The organism is Sinobaca sp. TMA16-18, assembly GCF_059510535.1.
The window spans coordinates 277,558-299,349 of record NZ_JCAKFM010000001.1; the positions used below are offsets into that span (position 1 = coordinate 277,558).

Here is a 21,792-nt window from a genome sequence, read left to right on the forward strand (position 1 = left end):
GAAAAACATATTACTGCTTTTTTTGTTTATTTATTTCCTGGATAAAAAGGTCGCCTCTTTGTTCAAACGTTTTAAACTGGTCCCAGCTTGCACACGCCGGAGAAAGAAGAAGAACTTCTCCCGGCTCTGCAATATCTGCGGCCGCGGCGGTTGCTTCCTCGAGGGTATCTACAATTTTCACTATATTTAATCCCGCTTTTTCTGCGGTATCCGCCAGTTTGTATTTTGTTTCACCATAGGCTACTACCGCTTTCAGGCCGGTAAAGGCGGATTCGAGGCTGTCAAACTCATTTCCTCTATCCAACCCTCCTGCAATCAGAACGACCGGGTCTGAAAAAGCTTCAATGGCTTTTTGGGTCGATAGAATATTAGTCGCTTTTGAATCATTGTACACGCGAACGCTATTCACATCTCCTACGTATTGAAGCCTGTGCTTGATACCCTGGAATGTAGTTAATACGTTCTTCACTGCTTCACCGCTGACACCGCTCAGCATTGCAGCCGCGGCGGCGGCAAGCATGTTTTCATGATTGTGTCTGCCCGGCAGAGAAGCCCTGCTCATTTCCATAACGGGCTCGTTGTTAAACATCATCCACCCGTCTTTAATGCAGGCTCCCTCTGTTAGCAGCTTTGCTGTAGAGAAAGGAAAAAGCCGGCCATTCGACTGTTCAGCGAGCGCCGTTACTTCGGCATCATCCGCATTGTATAAAGCGTAGTCTTCCTTTGTAAGGTTGGCAAATACCTTTCCTTTAGACTCTACATAATCTTCTTTCGAGCCATGATAATCCAGGTGAGCGTCAAAAATATTTAATATTATACCAATAGCAGGCTTAAAGGAGGGACTTCCTTTTAATTGAAAACTTGAAACCTCCGTCACCATAAACTCATCCTGTTTTACTTTTTCTGCTACTTCACAGGCTACTGTACCAATGTTTCCGGCCAGATAGGAGGTTTTTCCACCTTCTTCGAGCAGAGCATGAAGGAGACTTGAAGTGGTTGTTTTTCCGTTGGAACCGGTAATGGCTATCATCGTACCCTTACATAAATGGCCCGCTATTTCCATTTCTGTAATAACTGGAATATTCATCTCCGCTGCCTTTTCAAGCAGCGGCAGATCATAGCGGATGCCGGGGTTTTTTACGACCATATCAACTTTTTCTTCCAACAAAGACAATGGATGCCCGCCGCTGTGAAGCGGGATATCTAATTGGGTTAACTCTTTTTCTTCTGCAGTTCCTTCAGAAGAAGCCCCATTGTTCACTGTTACGTGAGCGCCAAGACGATGAAGCAGCCTTGCGGCGGACATCCCGCTTTTAGCAAGGCCCACAATTAATATATGTTTATTGTTATACAGGGATTGCTCCATTATATCAGCACCTCAATTATTATTCCTGCTACTGCGAGAACAAGTCCTGCACTCCAGAATACGGTGACTACTTTCCACTCCGACCAGCCGGAAAGTTCAAAATGGTGGTGGATTGGACTCATTTTAAAAATACGCTTGCCTCTTAATTTAAAAGATGCCACCTGGATAATAACCGATAGTGTCTCAATTACAAAAACACCGCCGATAATAACCAGAATCAGTTCAGCACCGAGCAGAATAGCAATTGCAGCTATCGCTCCACCGAGTGCAAGAGAACCAGTGTCTCCCATAAATACTTTAGCAGGATGGGCGTTAAACACAAGAAATCCTAAACAAGCGCCTACTATAGCAAAAGAGAAGACAGCGATATCAGATGCACCCTGAATCCAGGCCAGAATCGCAAAAGCAAGAAAGGCTATGGCTCCTGTGCCTGCCAACAAGCCATCCAGTCCATCGGTTAAGTTTACGGCGTTTGATGCCCCGACAAGCATAAAAATAACTAAAAAGAAATATAAAAATCCAAGATCCACGCTGAAATCTGTCGCCGGCACAGCCACAGATGTACTGAAATCCCCTGAGTAAATAACGAGGAAAAAAATCAGGGCTATTACTGCCTGGCCGGCCAGCTTCTGTTTAGAAGTCAGACCGAGATTGCGTTTTTTTACAATTTTAATGAAGTCATCAAGAAAACCGAGAGTACCAAATCCAACGGTTACTAAAAGCAGTAGAAAAAGCTCTGTACTAAAACCGGTCCAGATGGTCATAACAATCATTGTTAAAACAAGAGAGACAAGAATGACAATGCCGCCCATTGTCGGAGTACCGCCTTTTTTCATGTGGGACTCCGGCCCTTCCTCCCTGATACTCTGCCCGAATTTAAATTTCTTTAAAGCCGGTATAAAAAAGGGAGTAAGAATAATCATAAATACGAAAGCCAAAATGCAGGCTATTATTACATTGAGCGCCATTATTGGACGTCCTTTCTATTAAAAACAAACAGTTTTACTTATGTGTTTTATTTTTTATTGCTGTTTCTGCTTCTTTTCTATCATCAAAAGAGAATACCTGATCTTTTATGATCTGATATGTTTCGTGTCCTTTACCTGCAATCAATACAAGATCACCAGGTTCTGCTTTTTCCACTGCATATTCAATGGCTGCCCTGCGGTCTTCAATCACTGTAAAGTTTGTATTTGTCAAACCCATTGTCATGTCATCAATGATGGAAGACAGGTTTTCATCTCTTGGATTATCTGCGGTAAACACACTCATATCGGATAATGTTACCGCGATATGCGCCATTTCCGGACGCTTCGTCTTATCACGGTTACCTCCACAGCCTACCACTGTGTATATAGAGCCGGTTGCCATTTCGCGTGCCGTTTCCAGCACATTCTTTAAACTGTCCGGCGTATGGGCGTAATCAACAATAACTGCAAAATCTTCCTCTGACTCTACTAGTTCAAACCGTCCTGCAACTCCTTTTACTTTTCCAAGCGCCGACACGATAGTAGAAAGAGCAATTCCTTCTGCAAGAGCTGCCGCGGCTGCTGCCAGTGCGTTATAAATACTGAATTTACCTGCCATCGAAAGAGAAAGCGGCTCTTCTCCCCATGGGGTTACAATCGTAAAGGACGTTCCGGTCGGCGACATGGAGATATTCTCCGCACGGATGTCTGCCGATTGTTCTATTCCATACGTAATCACCGGAGCGGAACAGACTCTTTCAAAAAATGCGGAAGCATTATCGTCCGCGTTCAGGACTGCTGTTTTCTCTTCGCCATCATAGGAATTTCCCAGCTGACTGAATAATAAGCTTTTAGCCTGCATGTATTTATCCATTGTCTCGTGATAATCAAGATGATCCTGGGTCAAATTGGTGAAAACAACAGTGTTAAAATCACAGCCTCGCACTCTTCCTAAATCCAGAGCATGGGAAGACACTTCCATTATGCAGGAGCCGACGTCCTGATCGTTCATATCCCGGAATATTTTCTGTATCGTGACCGATTCCGGTGTCGTATTTTTCGTTTCATAAATCTCTTCATTAATTTTGGTATACATCGTTCCGATAAGACCTGTTTGGATAGAAGCTTCTTTTAAAATTGCTTCAACGAGGTGGCTTGTAGTCGTTTTTCCATTGGTTCCTGTAATTCCAATCAGCCTGATTTCTTTCGTTGGATGCTGATAGAAGCGGCTTGCCGCTATCGCCATCGTTTTTTGTGTATCACGGACGACCAGCACCGGCACAGAAAGCTCAAGCGGATATTTGGCTATTACTGCACAGGCACCATTGCCTACAGCCTGTTCTGCGTATTTGTGGCCGTCGACAGTATAGCCTTCAATGCAGAAAAACACCCCTCCGGAAACCACCTCTCTGGAATCCATATGAATGGATGTTATCTTGGGATTTTCCGTTGGAAGGGCGCCGTGAACCAATACCGGCGGCAGTAAATCATGTAGGGTTATCATTTTATACTCTCCTGCGAATTGCGTTTTTTGTTTGTAAAAACCGGCTGACAAATGAACAGGCCAAGGAAATACCCCGGCCGTTTCACCATTTTCATTTTAAGCTTCCTATAAAAGTTTGTCACCCTTGTTTTTATCATTTCCGCTCGAAGACCTCATTTATTCTGTGTCAGCCGCCTCTTCTTCAAGAGGAGCTTCTTCAGGCACGGTCTCTTCATCGTTTTCCTGAAGCTCTTCCTGCTCTTCCGGAGAATCCTCATCTGCTTCATCGCTGTTGGTACCTTCTTCTGTCTCTTCAGCGGTTTCTTCTCCAGATTCTTCTTCTGAAACTTCTTCAGGTTCTTCTTCAGCAGCAGCTGCTTCTTCTTCTCTTAATTCAGCCGGAGTCATAAGAGTAATCGTAATACCACCTTTTTCAGGGACGACTGCCTCCGGATCAATATTTTGTTCGGTTACATAACCGGATCCTTCAAAACGCAGCGGTTTGTCGAGAAGCTCGCTGAAACGCTTGGCGTCTCTTATCGACCAGCCCGTCATATCCGGCATAACCGCCTCACCATTTGTTCTTAAAAATACTTTTTCACCGGCAATAACATTGCTTCCGGCTTCCGGCAGCTGGGAATCAATGTCGTTTCCAGCTCCCACAACAACCGGAGTTAAACCAAGAGACTCTACTTTATCCTGAGCCTGCTGTGTCGTCATTTCAGTGAAATCCACGGTTTCAATCCCTGTTTCATCAAAAACTTCTTCATTTTCAACATCATTATCAGGAGCGATGTTCATGTACGAAAGACTCTGCTTCATTACCGGATTAAATATCTGTGACACCGGAGCAGAACCGGATTCGGAACCGTCCAGTTCCGGACGGTCTACCGCCACATACACGATAATGCTTGGATCATCTGCAGGGGCCATTCCCATAAAGGAGAATATATTTTCGTCTTCACCGGATAAATAGCCGGATCCATCGTCGCTGCTGATTTGAGCCGTTCCTGTCTTACCCGCCACATCAATGCCGTCAATTTGATAAGGACGCCCGGTGCCGTCTTCTGCTGAGACAACTGTTTCCAGCTTATCTCTCACTTCTTTTGCCGTTTCAGCACTGATAGGGTTACCTGCTGATTCGGGGCTCGCTTTGTACGTGTCTACATCTTCCTGTTCATCATGAATACGATCCAAAACATAAGGCTTCATCATTTCCCCGTCGTTTGCAATTGCTGAAGCTGCCTGTACGAGCTGAATTGGCGTGTAGGCGGATGCCTGGCCAAAAGCGGAAACCCCAGCGTCTAAATCATCAGAATCTGCTATTGAACTATTTGCCTCGTTTGGAAGATCAATGCCTGTAATGTCTCTGAAGCCAAAAGCATCAATATAGGAGAAAAAAGTATCTGCGCCAAGCTTCTCCAACACCAGCTTGGCGAACGCCACGTTGGATGAACGCCTCAGGCCTTCATCATAATCAATTTCGCCCCAGCCTTCTCCGTTGTTATGATCGGAAATCCGGCTGTCCAAAATTTCATAGCGTCCGGACTTATACTCTTCCTCTCCATCGTACACGCCTTCTTCAATTGCTGCAGCCAAAGTAAACATTTTCATCGTTGAACCAGGCTCAATTCTATCGGAGACAGCAAAATTGGTGTAGTTCGTAATCGACTCATATTCGTTTGGATTAAAGCTTGGCCGATTGCTCATTCCGAGTATTTCCCCGGTTTTTGCATTCGCTACAACCGCCGTAAGTTTATTGGGGTTGTATGTTTCATCTACTTCCGTCATAGCCTGTTCCAAAACGGTCTGGATATTCGAATCAATCGTTAGATAGACATCTTCTCCATCTTCCGGCTCGTCTACTAATTCATTCGGATCAAGAAGTGGAACACCCTGCCGGTTTCTTTCATAACTCAACTCTCCATCTTCAGGTTCCAGATTATCGTTCAGACCGCGTTCGAGTCCCATAAGAGATTCTGTCATATCCCGGTTTGTAAATCCTAACACGTGCGAAGCAAACGTCTGGTTCGGATAATACCGTTTCGGCTCTGTCGTAAATTGAATACCGTTAATATCCAGTTCTTCAATTGCTTCTTTTTCTGAAAGACTTAAATACTTTGCCCCTGCTCCAAGTTCTACCTGAAATCTATCGTCCTGGGAAAGAAGATTCTCCAGTTCCTCTTCTTCCATATTAATTAGAGGCGATAAGTCTCTGGCAGTCTGGGCGGGGTCTTCGATATGGTCTTCATAATCCTGATCCAGAATAGCAAAAGCTGTAAAAGACTGAACTTCTTCAGCCAGCGCTTCTCCGCCGCGGTCATAGATGGTGCCGCGCTCTCCGTGAAGCGTCTGGGTCGTCGTCCATCTGGATTCTGCCATTTCCTCGAGGTCCTGCCCCCTGACTTCCTTGCCGACCTGCACATATACTACTCTCGCTGTGAAAATCATAAAAAATAAGCTGACAATGCCTAATAGGATCAGTGCTCTCATAATTGTGCTTTTTCTTCGTGCTGCCATAACACTTTTCACCGCCTGTAAGATCTCAGGGCCTTTCGGAGCAACCCCGTTTTTTTGTTCTTATCCTCGAAAGAGGCTGGCATGAAGGAGATTCCCCCCGCAGCCAGCCTCCTATTTACGATTATTGATTGACGCTTTGAATTACTTTTACCTGATCATCCTGAAGGCTCATGCCAAGTTCTTCTTTGGCATAATACATAATCCGGTCTGGAGCACTCAGCTCGGAAATTTCAACTTCCAAACTTTGATTTACTTCCGACTGTTGACTGACCGACTGGGATAATGAAGATATTTCTCTTTCATGGCCATAAATTGCAGCGAAATTGGAGATAATGAAAAAGCAGGCAGCCATGATTAATACAGCAGCTGTACTAATAATCATTTTTTCACCTTTTGTAATACTCTTTTTCACATGTTCATGCGCTTCTTTATGTATTTCTACTTTTTGATGTCTCTGCCGCTGAATTTGTTTGGCTAAGTTATCCATTGCTGACCTCCTGATTTTTTTCAGCTATTCTTAGTTTTGCAGAATGGGATCTTCTATTGGCTTCTTGTTCCTGCTCCGTTGGAATAATTGGTTTTGTTGTTATTTTTTTCAACTCGGGTTCTGCGCTTTCAGGAATAACCGGCAGGCCTCGCGGAAGTTCGGGATAGGAACTTTTTTCTTTAATGATCCGCTTACAAAGACGGTCCTCTAAAGAATGAAAAGTAATAACGCTGAGCCTTCCTCCTTCTCGAAGTATGGAAATACTGTCAATTAACGCTTTTTCCATCACATCGAGTTCGCCATTTACTGCCATTCGGATACCCTGAAATGTTCTTTTAGCCGGATGTCCGCCTTTTCTTCGGGCCGGGGCCGGGATCGCATCTTTAATTATGTCGATAAGTTCAAATGTGCTGTCTATTGGTTTTGATTCCCGTGCCGCTTCAATTTTTCTGGCAATCTGCTTGGCAAATTTTTCTTCTCCAAACCTGGAAATCACTCGCTGTATGTCAGAAAAACTCCATTCATTCACTATGTGCCATGCCGTTAAGCTTTGGCGCTGGTCCATTCTCATATCAAGCGGTGCGTCATACCGATAGCTGAATCCTCTATCCGCCTCGTCAAACTGCGGCGATGACACACCTAAATCAAACAGTACTCCATCCACTTTATAAACACCCAGCTGATGCAGTTCCTCTTTAATGGAGGCAAAGTTTGCCCGGATAATCGTCATGTTTTCTTTAAATGGAGCTAATCTTTTCTCAGCGGAGGCAATCGCCCGCTCATCCTGGTCAAATGCATATAAATGTCCTGTTCCATCAAGCTGTTTGACTATTTCTTCGCTGTGTCCGCCTCCACCAAGGGTGGCGTCCACATAGATGCCGTTCTTTTTTACAGCAAGTCCTTCCACGGCTTCTTTTAAAAGGACTGTTTCATGGGTGAAATTATTCAAAACGTTTCAGGCACCTCCATTGTTCCCTTCATTGGCTTAAAAGTCGAAATCTGCAATATTTTCTGCTATTTCGGAGAAAGATTCCTGCGAAGCGGAAAAATACCTCTCCCAGTTTTCTTTACTCCAAATCTCCACTCTTGCTGAGACACCAATTACAACACACTCTTTTGATAAACCGGCGTATTGACGAAGGGTCGCAGGAATCATGCTTCTTCCCTGCTTGTCTAATTCACATTCGGAAGCCCCTGAGAAAAAAAATCTGGTAAAAGCTCTTGCATCTTTTTTAGTGAAAGGAAGGTTTTCCATTTTCTTTTCAAGCAGCTGCCATTCTTCCATGGGGTAAACAAACAGGCATTCATCCATTCCTCTAGTGATAACAAATGTTTTCCCGAGGGACTCTCTAAAACGGGAAGGAATAATCATTCTTCCTTTGTCATCAATATTGTGGTGATGCTCTCCCATAAACATGGCTGCAACCCTCTTCCTCCACTGTCTATCCTAAAGTTACCACATTCCACCACTTTGTACCACGATTTCTTCAAAAAAATTTACTTAAATTCACAATTATCTAATATAGTCCTAATTAAAGCCCGCGTATCCTTTAAGGACGCGGGCCCGCCATACCTTTGTTCACTTAAGGATAAAAGATTGCATTGACTGCTGTAATTCTTCCGCCGTTGCAGCTAAACTTCCGGAAGCACTGGAAACTTCCTGCATGGAGGCTGTCTGTTCTTCAGCCGCTGCAGCAACATTTTCCGAATACCCCGTTGCCTCTTTTAACACAGTAAGAGATTCCGCCATTGAACGTTCCAGCCCTTTTGTTTTATCAGCCATATCTTCTACATTGCCGGAAGCCTGGATCATTTGTTCTTCCATTTCGTGAACTCCCTGCGAAATTTCTTTAAAGGAGAGTCCTGCTTTTACGACATAATCCATTCCTGTATCAACTGCTTTTTCTCCTTCTTTCATTGACACAACTGCTGATTCAATGCCGGTTTTTATGTCAAACACAATGGTTTCAATCTGTTTTGCAGAAAGTTGGGATTCCTCTGCGAGCTTTCTCACTTCTTCTGCCACCACTGCAAATCCTCTTCCCTGCTCCCCTGCCCTTGCCGCTTCGATAGCAGCGTTTAATGCCAGCAGGTTAGTCTGCTCAGCCACTTCTCTAATAAGCGTTACAATGCTTCCTATCTGCATAGACTGCTGTCCCAGCGTTTCAACATGCGCTGCACTGTCTGTTGTGGTGCTGCGGATGCTTTTCATCTGGCTTGTAGCAAGTTCCACCACATCAAATCCGTTATTGGATTTAGAAGAAGTGTCTTCCGATACGGTTTTTGCCTTATGCACCTGCACCGTCAAGGTTTCCATCCCTTCAGCAAGATTTCGCAAAATGGTTAGATCATCCTCCGTAGAGGCAGTCTGCTGATCTGTACCGGAAGCTACCTGCTGGATGCTTTCCGATATCTGTATGGACGCTTTACTCGTTTCTTCAGCGCTTGCGGTAAGCTCTTCAGAAGAAGCGGCCACCTGCTCAGAAGAAATTGATAATTGATGGACAAGCCTTGTCAGCTTCTCTTTCATTTCATTATAGTCCCTGGCCAGACGACCGATTTCATCACCTGAATGATCCTCCAACTCAACGGAAAAGTCACCCTGACCTGCACGCTGCAGCGCATTGGTCATCGTTTGAAGCCGCTTATTCAATCCTTTCGTAAACAACCACACGAAAAAAGTTGCCAGCGCGGCCATTACGACGAAAATAAGTACGAAGGCTGTCATCATAATAGTTACAGTTTCACTGATTAATTCCTGTGATGCTCCTACGTACCACATACCCACCACTTGTCCGTTTTCATCAACAATCGGCTCGTATGCCGTTTGATACATATTGCCTGCAACGTCCGCTTCTCCTGTGTATGTTTCCTGTTGATTCATTACAGTTTCTATTACTTCCGGAGAAGCCTGGGTGCCGACTGCCCGCTCTCCATCCACCATTACATTGGTAGCAGCACGGGTGTCCTCTTGAAATATAGTCACTGTTCCTTCAGTGATATTCCCTATGTAATCCACCATTTCATCGGATACCGGCGTCTCTCCTTTAACGAGAGTACCATCTACCAGCGCCCACTCTCCCGGATAGGCACCGTTTAATGCTTCGCGCCCTAATTGAAGATCCGACGCCGCTTTCTCTGTGGACGCTTTTTTAATACTCTCTGAAGTCTGCCAGTATACAACGCTTCCAAGACCGATAAAAAGCAGCGCCAGAATCGACAGCACGATAATGTTAATTTTCGATCCGATTTTTCTATTGTTCCACATGTGTTTGTCTCCTTATTATTATTTATACTTATTTACTATCGGTCACTTTCTGGAATTTTTTACAATTTCGATGTTTTCTTTAATAAAAATACCTACAACAAAAAAACCCGCCTATGATTAGGCGGGTTACAGTTCGATATAATGCTGGGCCGATGCAAACGAAGTCTCCAGCGCTTCGGACATCGTATTTACTATTTCCGGTCCATACAGGTTAAGCAGCCAGAATATCGAGTACACCCTTTCCTGAGGGATACCATTCGGCTGAAGAACCTGCAGGGCTTCTTTCAAATTTTTCAACTGCCGGCCCGCTTTCTCTTTTTCTACGGAATCGATTCGATTGGCGAGAGCGAATATTTCGTTTTGTATCCGCCGCCAGTTGTTTTCTGCGAAGCTTTTTTCAGCCGGGCGCTTTTTTTCCCAATTCTGCGCCAGCTGTTCATGCATAGGCTTTATTTCTTCCACCATTGCCTCAGCCGCCGAACGTCCTTCCTGGAAAGCAGGAGAATCTTCGACAGCTTTTATCCTGCACGCTATTTCTTTTACTGCGCCGCTGCCCACCGGAATTTTTTCGTTTTTCAATAGTTTCTGTGTTTGTTTATCCAGCACGGTCAAGTGCTGTCTTAACAACACCGGGGGCATAGCGTAGTCCATTGCATGAAAAACCGGCTTCAGCAGGCTCCAATAATTCACTTCACCCGGACCGCCGATAAAAGCAAGCACAGGCAGAAGCGCCTCCTGGGTCAATGGCCTTGTCACTACGTTGGAACTGAAAGGAAATGGTTTTTTCTGCACTTCTTTCATCAATGTATCTGTATCGAATACTCTGCCGCTTTTCGTCTCCATGCCTCCACCGGGCAGTGGGTATAACAAATCACGCTGAGGGAGATGATAAAACAGGTGGCTGCTTTGGGCGTTTATACCTTCCACCGGAGAGAAACCAGCTTCTGTTCGTTTTGCTTCCCCCTCTTTAAGGGCACTTCTTATTTTTTCATTATTGGTTATGACATTCGTAAATACTTGCTTTTCCAATGCTCTAATCTGTTCATCATGCGCATCCAGCAAAATCAGCTCTGTATCTTTAAACAGCCAGCGCATACACTCTCCAAAAAACAGAGACACGGAAGCCGACCTTTCGGCGAGACAATTTATTGTCTTCAGCAGGGAAACAGAATGTTCGGTCTCCTCTAAATGCCTGAACACTTCCGTAATAAATACAGATAAGTCCTGCGAAGGCAGCTGCTGTTCGGAAGCTGCAAGCTGCTCTTTTTTATATCCTTTGTACCGTACTTTCACAGGGCCGTTTCCGCCCGGCACCCAAATATGATTAATCTCAAGCCAGTCATGGTCTTCCCCGGCTATCCAGAAAACAGGCAGAACTGGAGAGCCTGTGGCCTGTTCCAGCTTTTTCGCCTGCGAAATAATACTTAAAGCTTTGGAAATAACAAGCATTGGACCAGTCAGAAGACCTGCCTGCTGCCCTCCAACTACTACCGTAGCTTTTTTGTTTTTTAAACGCTCTATAGCACCTAATGCTTTTTGATTGTATAAAAACTTTTTGTTGAATGAAAAAAGAGCTTCTGCCAGCTCTTCTCTCTCAAAAGATTTTTGCAATAACGCTGTGTGCCGTTTTTGGATTCCGTCTGCGGACGGAATATAATCAAACAGAGCAACAGCAGACGGATGCAGGTTTTTATAAGCTGTGTTAAATGTAGATAACTCTACATCTCCGATGGTCGTATTCATAAGAGGCCTGCCTTTCTTAAGCAATAAAGAAATAATCAATTAATCCATAAAGTAGCATCAGGATATATGCCGCAAAAAATACGGCAAAAGAAAAGCGCATCATGCTTTTCATAATCTTTGGAAATTCCATATCTAATCTATACTTCCGGTGAAGTATTAATACAATGATACCGATTACCAGAACAACCAGGAATATAATCCACAATACAGACAGCCCCCATAAAAGCTGGGCGTAAAAATAAATGGATGTGGCAAAAAACAGAGAGGAAAACTCCGATGCCCTCCGCATTGATTTTCTTTTTTTCTTCGTAATCTTTGCTTGTATGAAATAGAGTATGTACCATCCTAAAAAAGGGAGAAGCAACAAAGTGCCGACGATTGCGTCTATAAAAATCTGCATATACTTCACGCTTTCTTTCGGAGCTTTTTCCTATTTGCGCTAAGCTCCGTGTAGTCATTTTGTAAATCCCTATAAATTCTAGCATACTCCCTTCCCATTGCCTAACCCCTAAGTTTGATTCTTTATTTTTCTTACTATTCGGTCTATTTTTTCTTCTTTTATTATTACACAAATATGGGAACCTTTATAGTACAATAGAATTAGAATAGACAGAGGAGGATGATTATGGCAACGGAAAAAGTAAAGCGCTTACTTATAAATTTTAAAACACTTGAAGATTTTCAGCAGTTTAAAGAAGTGGGAGCCCAGGAGCTGTCCATGAAAGAAGAGCTCGAGGAAAACATTATTGAAAACGACAGCGAATCTCCTTTTTACGGTATTTATTATGGTGACAGGCTGGTTGCCAGAATGTGCCTGTATAAAATTGAAAGCAAATATGATCAGTACTTTGATCCGCCAAAAGGTTATTTAGAGCTTTGGAAACTCGAAGTGCTGGAAGGTTATAAACACAAAGGATACGGGCAGGCGCTCGTAGAACACGCCAAAAGTTTTAACATCCCTGTAAAAACAAATGCACGTCAGCGTTCCGATGACTTTTGGGATAAGATGGGCTTTCAGCCTGTTACGTATGACCCGGATCGTGACCGCGGGGAAAATCCTTTTGTCTGGTACCCTGAAGGCGTTCAGCCGCAGGAATAATGAGAAGGCCCGTTTCCAAAAATGGAAAGGGCCTTTTTTTATATTCTTTTTCTGGAATGAAACTGCTCGACTGCTTTCTCATGGGCCGGTTCGGCCCATAGAGCGGCGCAGGTGCGTACTTCCTCATCCATCATAGCAAACAATTTTTCTTCATTAAGCATTCTTCTTGCTAATGTTTTATAGGCTTTATTAACTTCTTTTTCCCCGTTGTGCCACCCCAGGATAGTTCCAGCTTCAGGGCTTTCCTGCACTTCGGTAATTATCCCCATCTCATGCCAGTCCCGGGCAGAGTATACTCTTGAGGAACATAATACATTCACGGCGGTATCGTAAGGAGTTTTGTTCAGCAGAAGCGCCCCCCCGCCCCATCCTGTAGTAATCGCAAATTTCCCCTGCGTAAAACCAAAAGATGCGGAAGGAACTGCTACTCTTACATCACATGCCATGGCAAGTTCCGCCCCGCCGCCATATGCATTTCCATTTAACAAGGCTGCAGTCGGATAGGGAAATGCCGCTATTTTTTTAAGAACACCGCTCATGCCGTTAAGCATTTGAAACGCTTCTTCTTCTGTATGTAGATGCTGAAAGGCTCGTAAATCCCCTCCTGCACAAAACGCTTTTCCCCCCGTTCCTGTAAGAACCAGCATCTCAACCGCTGTATCTTCGGCAGCTTCATCCAAATACCGGTTTAAAAGATGCATAACGTCAAAATCTACAGCATTATGCACTTCCGGCCGATTAATTTTTATGATGCAACGCCCGCCTATATTTGATTTTATCACCTTTTTTTCCATTTTTTCTCTCCCCTTCTATGAAAACGTTATCATTTTATTCAAAAAAAGCTGCATAATGGATATACCCACTATGCAGCTTTCTCTGGTTATTTTTTTTCGATTACTGTTTCTCCCTTATAAGAACCGCAATTTTTACAGATGCGGTGTGAAAGTTTCATTTCACCACAATCCGGACATTTTACCATACCCGGAATTTCCATTCTCAAATGTGAACGGCGCTGTCTTTTGCGGGTTTTAGAAGTACGTCTAAATGGTACTGCCATGTTACCCACCTCCTTATACAAGTTACACTTCTAGTCAGACACAACATTTTACCATATATTCATGAAAATTTCTCTTATGAATACAAAAGAAAATGCGGTTATCTTTGTGCTTCATCTTTATTTATCAAAGAATTTGCTTAAATCCTTTAATCTAGGGTCTACGGTGTCTGCTTCTTTTTCCGTTTCTTCAGATGCTTCTTTTTCTGAGATCAAAGACCAGTTTTCTCCTTCAAGAGGAGCCGGACCTTTTTTCTGTTCTTCTTCATCAGCAAAAACCTGGATAGGTATAGAAAGCAGAATGCTTTCCTTTACAGCCGGAAGCAGATCAACAAAACCATTTTCCGGTTCACGAACGTCTTCATCTTCTGTGTCTTTGTAACCGTCTATTTGAAACATCTCTTCTGTTTCCGTTTCAAATGAATAGCGGACGTCTGCAAGCGATCTTGCGCAGGGCAGCGTCATTTCCCCGGATATCCGAAGAAAGAAGGTTACTAGTCCATCAGCTGAAAATTCAGCGTGCCCGCTTACTTTCGCAGGTGAAATATCCCTGATTTCGCTGTCTCTTTCTTTTAACTCATCTACATTCACTTCATCGTCAACAACGAGTCCTCGGACCCGCTTTGCGTAAAGCTGCTGTATACTCCATTTCATTTACATCACCTCAAGGCAACAAAAATAATTATATCCACCATCACTATATTTGTCAACATATTTTCTTTACATTATAATGTAAGGAATAGTGGCTCTATTTTACCATTTCGGCGTCTCTTAATAAAGAAAAAAATATGATGAGCACCAAATATTGAAAGGGGGTCTATTATGACAGCAGTAGGAGTGGTTGTTGAGTACAATCCGTTTCATAATGGCCATGCCTTCCATCTGCAGGAAGCGCGGCGGATCACGGGAGCCGATACCGTTGTAGCTGTAATGAGCGGCTACTTCCTTCAAAGAGGAGAACCGGCTGTTGTTCCCCGGCGAATCCGCACAGAAATGGCTCTTCTCGAAGGCGCGGATATTGTAATAGAACTTCCGTATGCCTTCTCCAGTCAGCACGCCTCTGTTTTCGCACGCGGCGCTGTCTCCATTCTAAAGCAGCTGGGCACAGACTACCTTTGTTTTGGAAGCGAAGCCGGTACCATCGAGCCTTTTCTCTCCCTCGCTTCTTTTTTAGACGAACACCGGCTGGAATATGATAAACATGTACGCTATTTTAATCAGCTCGGCTACAGCTATCCACGGGCTGCCGCTTCTGCTTTTAAAGCTCTCTCTCCGGCTGAAGACCTTCCCGATATCGCTGAGCCTAACAACAGCCTGGGACTGCATTACATACAGGCCGTAAAGAGCCTGCGGGCTTCTATTGAACCGGTTACTATTAAACGGACAGGAGCTGCCTTTCATGACAAGGAACTTCCTTCAGCACACATAGCAAGCGCAACAGCAATCCGAAGAATACTTATTGACCAAACAGCTTCATCTGTTGAACCTTATATGCCCGCATCCGCCTTTTCGCTGCTTACAGCCTACGCGGGTCAGGCGCCTTTCGTGGAATGGGAGCACTACTTTCCTTTTCTGCAGGCAAAGCTTCTGACGGTTTCCCGTGAACACTTAAGCACTATGTACGAGGCGGAGGAAGGACTAGAACGGCTTCTTGCCAAACATGCCCGGGAAGAAAGCTTTGCGGCCATGCTGGCTGCCGCTAAAACAAAACGCTATACGACGACCCGCCTGCAGCGCGCATCCATTCAGTTTCTTCTTGGGGTAACAAAATCGGAAATGACTGACGCCATGACAGATGGGCAGCCTCAGTATATGAGACTGCTTGGGATGACCTCAGCGGGCCGAGCGTATCTGCAGCAGCGGAAAAAATCATTCACGATCCCACTGAAGACCTCAATGCCACGCAGAAAAACCGGCCAGGCGTTACTAGAAGACAGGGCTTCCTCTACTTATTACCTGCCTTTTCCCGATTGGAAAACGGCCCGTTGGAAAGAAGAATACACTCTGCCCCCCCTTATATTATGAAAAACCGGAAAGCCCTCAAGGCTTTCCGGTTTTCAGATTGTCGAGAAACTATTTCACCTTGTATATCTATACACGATCTCGAATTCTTTTAACACTTTGTTGAAAAGGTGAAAAGAAAAACACACAGGGGTGACTCCTGCAGAACAGCCATAGGTGAAGATAAAGAGGTCGTTTTTTTCCTCTTTATCTTAAGGCATGGCCTGCGGAAAGCACCCCTGTACAGGTTTTTGTATTAAGAAGGGGTGTAAGCTTCCAGATAGGAAGCGGCTTCTTCAAATGTTCTTACACCGATTACTTCCATTTCTGCCTCTATATCCGCTGCCGTCTCGGCCGCCTGATCGTAATTCGAAAGAGAGTCCAGATCGTCATCCGGGGCAAAGAATACGTCCACTCCGGACTCTTCCGCTGCAACAACTTTCTGTTCAATGCCGCCGATGCGGCCAATGTTTCCTTCATCATCAATCGTACCGGTACCTGCCACCTTTAGTCCTTTTGTCAGATCATCCAGGGTCAGTTGATTATATATCTCCAGAGCAAACATTAGTCCTGCTGAAGGACCACCGATTGCTCCAGCTTCTATTTCAACTTCCGGATCAAATTCAATGCTTCGCTGCGTATAAGGAAATAATAGACCAAGGCCGCCTCTTCCTTCGCTGTCCATTTCTTCTGGAAATCTGTCGATAGCTACCGAGGCGGTTTCTTCTTCTTCCGCTCTCGTAAGTCCGACCGTTATTTCGGTGCCGATTTCTTCATTTTCCAGCTCTGCATTAAGCTCTTCCAATGTATTAACCCCTGTACCGTTCACAGAAGTAATAAGATCGCCTTCCTGCAGATGGGCTGCCGCGTCCATTCCTTCAATAACCTCTGTGACGCGTATGCCTTCATATTCGATATCAGGCTCGAGTCCCGCTTCCCGGTAGGCAACAAGCTTGGAGGCTTCCTGTGAGCTTGTCATCATCATTTCCTGACGGTGAAAATACTCATCATCTGTTTCACCATCCATTAAGTAAGAATCTGTCGGTGTTACTTCTCTATAAGGCGAAACCTGGGCCCATAGATAAAGCGGGATATTCGCTCTTCTCTGGAGGATCGTCGTAATATAAAATTCCCCTTCCTCCCCTTCGCCGCCCTCTACCATAATGATATCTTCAAGGGCATTCGCCTCGCCGGGCTGGGAATAATAGTAGGGAAGCGGAATTTGATTTACTATAAGTATGAGCAGAAGCAGTCCGAAGATAACCCAGCTGCGGCTCCATCTTTTCTTTTTCTGTTGTTCTGCCAATCGTTTTCCTCCTCTGGTTCATCTCCATCTCTTTATACATAGAAAAAGTTTGGGGTATTCTGCCCCAAACCTTAAAGTGTGTTACGTAGAGGCAGAAAACTTCTTTTTAAGTTCTTTTTCCACCATTGGCGGCACAAGATCTCCTACATCTGCTTCATACTTCGCCACTTCTTTTACAATACTTGAACTTAGATATGAATACTGATTATTTGTCATCATAAAAAAGGTTTCAATGTCCGGAGCAAGCTTGCGGTTGATCGACGCTGCCTGCATCTCATATTCAAAATCAGATACTGCCCGAAGCCCTCTTACAATGGTATGAGCTTTTTTTTCTTTAATATATTCAATCAGCAGTCCATTAAATGAATCCACTTCTGTATTTGGGATATGCTTTATCGAATCTTCCAGCATAGCCACTCGTTCTTCCACAGAAAACAACGGTACTTTATTTCTATTATGTAAAACGGATATAATCACCCGATCAAACACTTTGGCGCTTCTTTCAATAATATCCAGATGGCCATTTGTAATGGGATCAAAGCTTCCAGGATATACAGCTACACTTGCCATGACGGTTCCCCCTCTATATCTGCGTTAAACACCTGCAGTATTCTCTATGGTCTATTGATTCGCTTTATTATATCAGCTTTCATAATAAATTGTTATCATCGTATCCCCGTACTTATCCTCCCGGTGTTTCTGCAGGTTTCCTGTCTGGTCCGGCAGGATTTCTTTGGAAGCATGCTCGCATAAAACAAATCCACCCTTATTTATTAACTGAAGATCATTCAGCTTCTCAAGAAGAGCTGGAATTTTCCCTGCTGCATAAGGAGGATCCAAAAACACAGCGTCAAATGATCTTTTTCGACGTGCCAGCGCTTCAAGTCCGCGTCCTGCGTCATTTCGGTATACTTCCGTCCGGTCACCGCAGCGGCATTGATTTATATTCAATTTAATCGTTTTAAGGGCCTGGGAGGCCTGATCAATAAATACTGCTTTATCGAAGCCACGGCTTAACGCTTCCAGACCGAGACTTCCCGTGCCGGCAAATAAATCCAGTGCCTCTCCCCCTTCAAAAAAAGGACCAAGCCGGTGAAATACAGCTTCTTTAACTTTATCAGCCGTAGGTCTCGTTTTGTTACCGGGCACCGCTTTAATTATAGTTCCTTTAAAAGAGCCTGCTACTATCCTCACTACGTTTCCTCTCCTTTAAGACGGGCGTTTACTGATCACATAGTACCGCATGCACAGATGGGTGTAAACCTGCTAATCGGCGGTGTCCTTGTTTCTGTTTTTAATTCCCGGTATAACATACACTTTCATAATAATGACCGCTATCGTAAGCATTACAGCTGAAACTAAGAATACTCCCTGAATGCCGTACACCGCGGCCAGCAGCCCGCCGATAATCGGCCCAAGCAGAGAACCTAAAAATAGAAAACTATTCGAAAATCCGTATGTTCTGCTTTCCATACCTGATGGCGCCAGCTGCCTGATTAAAGTATTGGCAGCAGGAAGCAGCCCTCCGAGGCAGAGGCCTGTCATAAACCGCATGGCAATCAGCTGCCATAAGTTGGTCACAAAGGCCTGCGGCACCGAAAAGACAGCGGCACCGATTAAACAGACGAAAAGGGTATAATACGCTCCTTTGTTGTCACTTGTTTTTCCGAGAATAGGGGCTGCCACCATATTAGCTATTCCCATAGAAGACACAGCCAGACCTGCATAAAATGCACTATTCACCCCGCCGCTTAAATCTTCCACATATAAAGAAACGAGTGGGTTGACACCGATCAGCGCAAATTGAATAATAAATACGACCATATATATTTGAACAATCGGAGAAACCGCTGCTATTTTTTTAAAATCATCCATCGTACTTGTTTTTTCTCCAGCTTCGGGCGGCGTGAACTCTTCTTTTACAAACAGCCAAACGGTGAGCGCTGCAAGCGCCAGGCCGATACCTGTTATATTAAAAATAGTCCGGAAGCCAAACGCTTCTGCGAGCAGTCCGCCGAACAACGGACCGCATATGCCGCCGGCCACCGCACCGGATTGAAGAATACCCAGCGCATAGCCCGCTTTTTCTTTTGGAGTGTTGGTGGACACCAAAGCAATCGAAGCAGGAATAAATCCTGAGATGGTTCCGTTCAGAAGTCTTAGAAACAAAAGGCTCCACGGCCCCGTAGCAAAGCCGGTCAAAATCATAACGACCGCCATACCAATTCCCGAACGCAGCACCATCGGTTTTCTTCCATATTTATCAGCCAGCTTCCCCCAGAACGGAGAAACGATAAACGCACTTAAGAAGTTAATACCAAATATAAATCCAGCCCAAATGGTTATAGACTGCGGATCGGTTACCCCGAGCTCCTGCAGATAAAGCGGGAGAAAAGGAATAATCATCGTCATAGCAGCCATAACCATAAACTGCGACACAACAAGTATGTATAAATTCTTCTTCCATTTTGGCATATGAATTCCTTCTTTCCCGCTCATTATATTATATTCCGGCAATCGAAACAATATTGCTGCCAATACCGTTCTTCTCCATAAAAATGAACCCCCTTTGTCAGGGGGTTCATGGCTGTATAGGAAAAAGTCTGTTTACAGGCCCATAGTATAGTCCGGTGCCGGCTCTTTTTCGATTGTCTTCTTTTTATATTCTGTAGCTACAGATGGTTTCATGGATCGTTCCGCCTTCTCGACAAAATGAAGGTTTTTTATATCCTCTATAACCGATTCCACGCTGGTTTCATTACAGTAAACTATTGCGTAGTTCATCGACTTCGAAACATAGTGAACGACCCCGTACCGGCGAAGCTGTCGAGCATGCTTAGTGGACTTCAGCCATATAGCAATACCTGTTCGTTTTGGATACATAAGGTCTTCCCCTTTTACTGGATTTCTTTTTAGTCTAGCATGGGTATACAATAAGAGCAATAAAGCAGCGCTTTCCAGCTGCTTTCAAGAAAGGAATATGCTGATGGACTCTTCAGATGTATTGATTATAGGCGGTGGATTTGGCGGTCTCACGGCGGCCGGACTTCTAAGCCGTGCAGGTAAATCCGTTACGCTTTTGGAAGCTTCAAATGAATGGGGCGGAAGTGCAGGCAAATTCAGAAGAGGAGATTACATTTATCCGGTCGGCGCCACACTGGGCCTGGGATTTCAGGAGCCTGATGGTCTTCATTACCGTGTTTTTAACCACCTTGGTCTCCCCCAGCCGGAAAAAACCCCTTTGTCTGCTATTATGGATGTACACTCTGCCGGGTTCTCTATTACAGTCCATGCAGACATGGATACCCACATCCAGCACCTGTGCCATACTTTTCCCGAGATCAGTGACCGTATCGAAAAATTCTACCAGCTTGTTGCCAAAACAGGGGATATATTTTTATCTTTATTAAAAAAAGCACCGGTTATGCCGCCGAAAAACTGGCAGGATTGGAAAACGCTGCTCGCTTCCGCTGATGGCAGAGCAGCCGTACTTATTCCATATTACCGGAAAACAGTAACACAAGTGCTGGCCCAGTATCAGCTTGATAAACATTATGGGTTCATGCAGTATATTAACGGCCAGCTCCTCGACAGCATGCAGGCTTCCGCTGATAAAGCAGCCGCCCTTCTCGGCCTGTATGGTCTTGCCATCTACCATCAAGGTGCCCACTATATGAAAGGCGGGCTTTACCGAGGTGCCGAATCACTTGCAGCTGCAGTCAAAGCAAACGGCGGCCAGGCCGTCAAAAGACGTACCATCGAAAAGATTCAAAGAAATAACGGCCTGTGGGAAGCAGTCGATAAACGCGGCAGACTGTTTACAGCGAAGGATCTTGTCCTGAATGTACCCGTTCAGGTGCTTCCTTCGTTAATGAGCGAAGCCGACTTTGCGGCACTCGGAGGAAAATGGCAGAAAAGAAGCCGTACTCCAATCTGGAGCGCTTTTTCTATGTACGGCACGCTGACAGAAGCATCTGCCGGTACCCCGTTGTTCCAGCAGATAATGTGGGGACCGGAAAATGCTTTTGAAAAAGAGCACATGTTTGTATCGTTATCTGAAGAAGAAGACACCCTGAGGGCTCCGGGACGGGAACGTACCTTTACTATTTCCACGCACACCGATCCTGCACGCTGGAAAAACAGAGCCACCTATGACGAACAGAAACAGCAGACCCTGGAAGAATTGAAACAAATTCTTTTATCGCAGACAGGCTGGTCTGATGCTCTGTCTTCCCTGCTTCCTGGTGCTCCTCATGCGTGGGAGCATTATATCCACCGTCCGGATGGCATGGTGGGCGGTTTTCCGCAGACGAGCCGCTATGCTCTTTTCAACAGCCTCTCCCATCGGACAAACCTGCCCGGTCTCTGGATGTGCGGAGATTCCGTCTTTCCCGGGGGCAGCACGATGGCCGTTACGATGAGCGCCATTCATGTTTATGAGTCGATTACCGGCTCCCGTTTTTATAAAGAAGAACACAGCTAACGAGAAAATCCACG

The 21,792-nt window shown here is 44.8% G+C and carries 21 protein-coding genes; 3 read left to right on the forward strand and 18 right to left on the reverse strand.

Features of this window, described 5'->3' with window-relative positions; genetic code table 11:
• Positions 1-10: 10 nt before the first annotated feature.
• The 10 genes from murD to AC5W14_RS01480 form a co-directional block, all read right to left on the reverse strand.
• Positions 11-1,366, reverse strand: a complete 1,356-nt coding sequence (gene murD / locus AC5W14_RS01435; protein ID WP_496193531.1) for a UDP-N-acetylmuramoyl-L-alanine--D-glutamate ligase — start codon at positions 1,364-1,366, stop codon at positions 11-13.
• Positions 1,366-2,334, reverse strand: coding sequence for a phospho-N-acetylmuramoyl-pentapeptide-transferase (gene mraY / locus AC5W14_RS01440; RefSeq protein WP_496193532.1), 969 nt, complete (start codon positions 2,332-2,334; stop codon positions 1,366-1,368). Before mraY ends, murD begins: the two co-directional genes overlap by 1 nt.
• A gap of 34 nt (positions 2,335-2,368) precedes the next feature.
• Complete coding sequence (locus AC5W14_RS01445) at positions 2,369-3,838, reverse strand: UDP-N-acetylmuramoyl-L-alanyl-D-glutamate--2,6-diaminopimelate ligase (RefSeq protein WP_496193533.1); 1,470 nt, start codon at positions 3,836-3,838, stop codon at positions 2,369-2,371.
• A 156-nt stretch (positions 3,839-3,994) separates the two neighbouring features.
• On the reverse strand, positions 3,995-6,337 hold the full coding sequence (locus AC5W14_RS01450) for a penicillin-binding protein (protein WP_496193534.1): 2,343 nt from the start codon (positions 6,335-6,337) through the stop codon (positions 3,995-3,997).
• Between the two features lie 121 nt (positions 6,338-6,458).
• Positions 6,459-6,824 (reverse strand): cell division protein FtsL, encoded by a 366-nt coding sequence (gene ftsL / locus AC5W14_RS01455; RefSeq protein ID WP_496059382.1) that lies wholly within the window; start codon positions 6,822-6,824, stop codon positions 6,459-6,461.
• Complete coding sequence (gene rsmH, locus AC5W14_RS01460; RefSeq protein WP_496059381.1) at positions 6,817-7,773, reverse strand: 16S rRNA (cytosine(1402)-N(4))-methyltransferase RsmH; 957 nt, start codon at positions 7,771-7,773, stop codon at positions 6,817-6,819. Before rsmH ends, ftsL begins: the two co-directional genes overlap by 8 nt.
• 36 nt (positions 7,774-7,809) lie before the next feature.
• Entirely contained in the window at positions 7,810-8,241 is a 432-nt protein-coding gene (gene mraZ, locus AC5W14_RS01465) for a division/cell wall cluster transcriptional repressor MraZ (protein ID WP_496059380.1), read from the reverse strand.
• Positions 8,242-8,403: 162 nt separating this feature from the next.
• Positions 8,404-10,092 (reverse strand): methyl-accepting chemotaxis protein, encoded by a 1,689-nt coding sequence (locus AC5W14_RS01470; RefSeq protein ID WP_496059379.1) that lies wholly within the window; start codon positions 10,090-10,092, stop codon positions 8,404-8,406.
• Between the two features lie 126 nt (positions 10,093-10,218).
• The gene (gene bshC / locus AC5W14_RS01475; RefSeq protein WP_496193535.1) at positions 10,219-11,835 is read right to left on the reverse strand and encodes a bacillithiol biosynthesis cysteine-adding enzyme BshC; all 1,617 of its coding nucleotides are present in this window, start codon (positions 11,833-11,835) and stop codon (positions 10,219-10,221) included.
• A 16-nt stretch (positions 11,836-11,851) separates the two neighbouring features.
• Entirely contained in the window at positions 11,852-12,235 is a 384-nt protein-coding gene (locus AC5W14_RS01480) for a DUF3397 domain-containing protein (protein WP_496059377.1), read from the reverse strand.
• Positions 12,236-12,460: 225 nt separating this feature from the next.
• Between AC5W14_RS01480 and AC5W14_RS01485 the strand changes: the two genes are divergently transcribed.
• Positions 12,461-12,934, forward strand: a complete 474-nt coding sequence (locus AC5W14_RS01485) for an N-acetyltransferase (protein WP_496059376.1) — start codon at positions 12,461-12,463, stop codon at positions 12,932-12,934.
• Positions 12,935-12,972: 38 nt separating this feature from the next.
• On the opposite strand, the gene AC5W14_RS01490 is transcribed toward AC5W14_RS01485, so the two are convergent.
• The 3 genes from AC5W14_RS01490 to AC5W14_RS01500 form a co-directional block, all read right to left on the reverse strand.
• Positions 12,973-13,728 (reverse strand): enoyl-CoA hydratase/isomerase family protein, encoded by a 756-nt coding sequence (locus AC5W14_RS01490; protein ID WP_496059375.1) that lies wholly within the window; start codon positions 13,726-13,728, stop codon positions 12,973-12,975.
• Positions 13,729-13,814: 86 nt separating this feature from the next.
• Positions 13,815-13,991, reverse strand: a complete 177-nt coding sequence (gene rpmF / locus AC5W14_RS01495; RefSeq protein ID WP_120192339.1) for a 50S ribosomal protein L32 — start codon at positions 13,989-13,991, stop codon at positions 13,815-13,817.
• Between the two features lie 117 nt (positions 13,992-14,108).
• Positions 14,109-14,642 (reverse strand): YceD family protein, encoded by a 534-nt coding sequence (locus tag AC5W14_RS01500; RefSeq protein WP_496059374.1) that lies wholly within the window; start codon positions 14,640-14,642, stop codon positions 14,109-14,111.
• 168 nt (positions 14,643-14,810) lie between these two features.
• Here AC5W14_RS01500 and AC5W14_RS01505 point away from each other — a divergent pair, with 168 nt between their 5' ends.
• Positions 14,811-16,013 carry a nucleotidyltransferase gene (locus tag AC5W14_RS01505; protein WP_496193536.1) on the forward strand — a complete coding sequence of 401 codons (1,203 nt, stop codon included), beginning with the start codon at positions 14,811-14,813 and terminating at the stop codon, positions 16,011-16,013.
• Between the two features lie 232 nt (positions 16,014-16,245).
• On the opposite strand, the gene AC5W14_RS01510 is transcribed toward AC5W14_RS01505, so the two are convergent.
• From AC5W14_RS01510 to AC5W14_RS01530, 5 genes are all read right to left on the reverse strand, one after another.
• Complete coding sequence (locus tag AC5W14_RS01510) at positions 16,246-17,295, reverse strand: SepM family pheromone-processing serine protease (protein ID WP_496193537.1); 1,050 nt, start codon at positions 17,293-17,295, stop codon at positions 16,246-16,248.
• A gap of 81 nt (positions 17,296-17,376) precedes the next feature.
• Positions 17,377-17,865 carry a pantetheine-phosphate adenylyltransferase gene (gene coaD, locus AC5W14_RS01515; protein ID WP_496193538.1) on the reverse strand — a complete coding sequence of 163 codons (489 nt, stop codon included), beginning with the start codon at positions 17,863-17,865 and terminating at the stop codon, positions 17,377-17,379.
• 72 nt (positions 17,866-17,937) lie between these two features.
• Entirely contained in the window at positions 17,938-18,489 is a 552-nt protein-coding gene (rsmD, locus tag AC5W14_RS01520) for a 16S rRNA (guanine(966)-N(2))-methyltransferase RsmD (RefSeq protein ID WP_496193539.1), read from the reverse strand.
• A 72-nt stretch (positions 18,490-18,561) separates the two neighbouring features.
• On the reverse strand, positions 18,562-19,770 hold the full coding sequence (locus AC5W14_RS01525; RefSeq protein ID WP_496193540.1) for an MFS transporter: 1,209 nt from the start codon (positions 19,768-19,770) through the stop codon (positions 18,562-18,564).
• A 132-nt stretch (positions 19,771-19,902) separates the two neighbouring features.
• Complete coding sequence (locus AC5W14_RS01530; RefSeq protein ID WP_496059368.1) at positions 19,903-20,178, reverse strand: YlbG family protein; 276 nt, start codon at positions 20,176-20,178, stop codon at positions 19,903-19,905.
• A gap of 97 nt (positions 20,179-20,275) precedes the next feature.
• Here AC5W14_RS01530 and AC5W14_RS01535 point away from each other — a divergent pair, with 97 nt between their 5' ends.
• Positions 20,276-21,778: an FAD-dependent oxidoreductase gene (locus AC5W14_RS01535; protein ID WP_496193541.1), complete on the forward strand. Its 1,503-nt coding sequence runs from the start codon at positions 20,276-20,278 to the stop codon at positions 21,776-21,778.
• Positions 21,779-21,792 lie beyond the last annotated feature (14 nt).

Excerpts from the sequence above, each read along its gene's own strand:
- mraZ (WP_496059380.1), bottom strand. The coding sequence starts at position 8,241 with ATGTTTATGGGAGAGCATCACCACAATATTGATGACAAAGGAAGAATG.
- ftsL (WP_496059382.1), bottom strand. The coding sequence starts at position 6,824 with ATGGATAACTTAGCCAAACAAATTCAGCGGCAGAGACATCAAAAAGTA.
- murD (WP_496193531.1), bottom strand. The coding sequence starts at position 1,366 with ATGGAGCAATCCCTGTATAACAATAAACATATATTAATTGTGGGCCTT.
- AC5W14_RS01525 (WP_496193540.1), bottom strand. The coding sequence starts at position 19,770 with ATGCCAAAATGGAAGAAGAATTTATACATACTTGTTGTGTCGCAGTTT.
- mraY (WP_496193532.1), bottom strand. The coding sequence starts at position 2,334 with ATGGCGCTCAATGTAATAATAGCCTGCATTTTGGCTTTCGTATTTATG.
- AC5W14_RS01500 (WP_496059374.1), bottom strand. The coding sequence starts at position 14,642 with ATGAAATGGAGTATACAGCAGCTTTACGCAAAGCGGGTCCGAGGACTC.
- AC5W14_RS01530 (WP_496059368.1), bottom strand. The coding sequence starts at position 20,178 with ATGTATCCAAAACGAACAGGTATTGCTATATGGCTGAAGTCCACTAAG.
- AC5W14_RS01490 (WP_496059375.1), bottom strand. The coding sequence starts at position 13,728 with ATGGAAAAAAAGGTGATAAAATCAAATATAGGCGGGCGTTGCATCATA.
- AC5W14_RS01535 (WP_496193541.1), top strand. The coding sequence starts at position 20,276 with ATGCTGATGGACTCTTCAGATGTATTGATTATAGGCGGTGGATTTGGC.
- AC5W14_RS01505 (WP_496193536.1), top strand. The coding sequence starts at position 14,811 with ATGACAGCAGTAGGAGTGGTTGTTGAGTACAATCCGTTTCATAATGGC.
- AC5W14_RS01485 (WP_496059376.1), top strand. The coding sequence starts at position 12,461 with ATGGCAACGGAAAAAGTAAAGCGCTTACTTATAAATTTTAAAACACTT.
- AC5W14_RS01445 (WP_496193533.1), bottom strand. The coding sequence starts at position 3,838 with ATGATAACCCTACATGATTTACTGCCGCCGGTATTGGTTCACGGCGCC.
- AC5W14_RS01480 (WP_496059377.1), bottom strand. The coding sequence starts at position 12,235 with ATGCAGATTTTTATAGACGCAATCGTCGGCACTTTGTTGCTTCTCCCT.
- coaD (WP_496193538.1), bottom strand. The coding sequence starts at position 17,865 with ATGGCAAGTGTAGCTGTATATCCTGGAAGCTTTGATCCCATTACAAAT.
- AC5W14_RS01470 (WP_496059379.1), bottom strand. The coding sequence starts at position 10,092 with ATGTGGAACAATAGAAAAATCGGATCGAAAATTAACATTATCGTGCTG.
- rpmF (WP_120192339.1), bottom strand. The coding sequence starts at position 13,991 with ATGGCAGTACCATTTAGACGTACTTCTAAAACCCGCAAAAGACAGCGC.
- bshC (WP_496193535.1), bottom strand. The coding sequence starts at position 11,835 with ATGAATACGACCATCGGAGATGTAGAGTTATCTACATTTAACACAGCT.
- AC5W14_RS01450 (WP_496193534.1), bottom strand. The coding sequence starts at position 6,337 with ATGGCAGCACGAAGAAAAAGCACAATTATGAGAGCACTGATCCTATTA.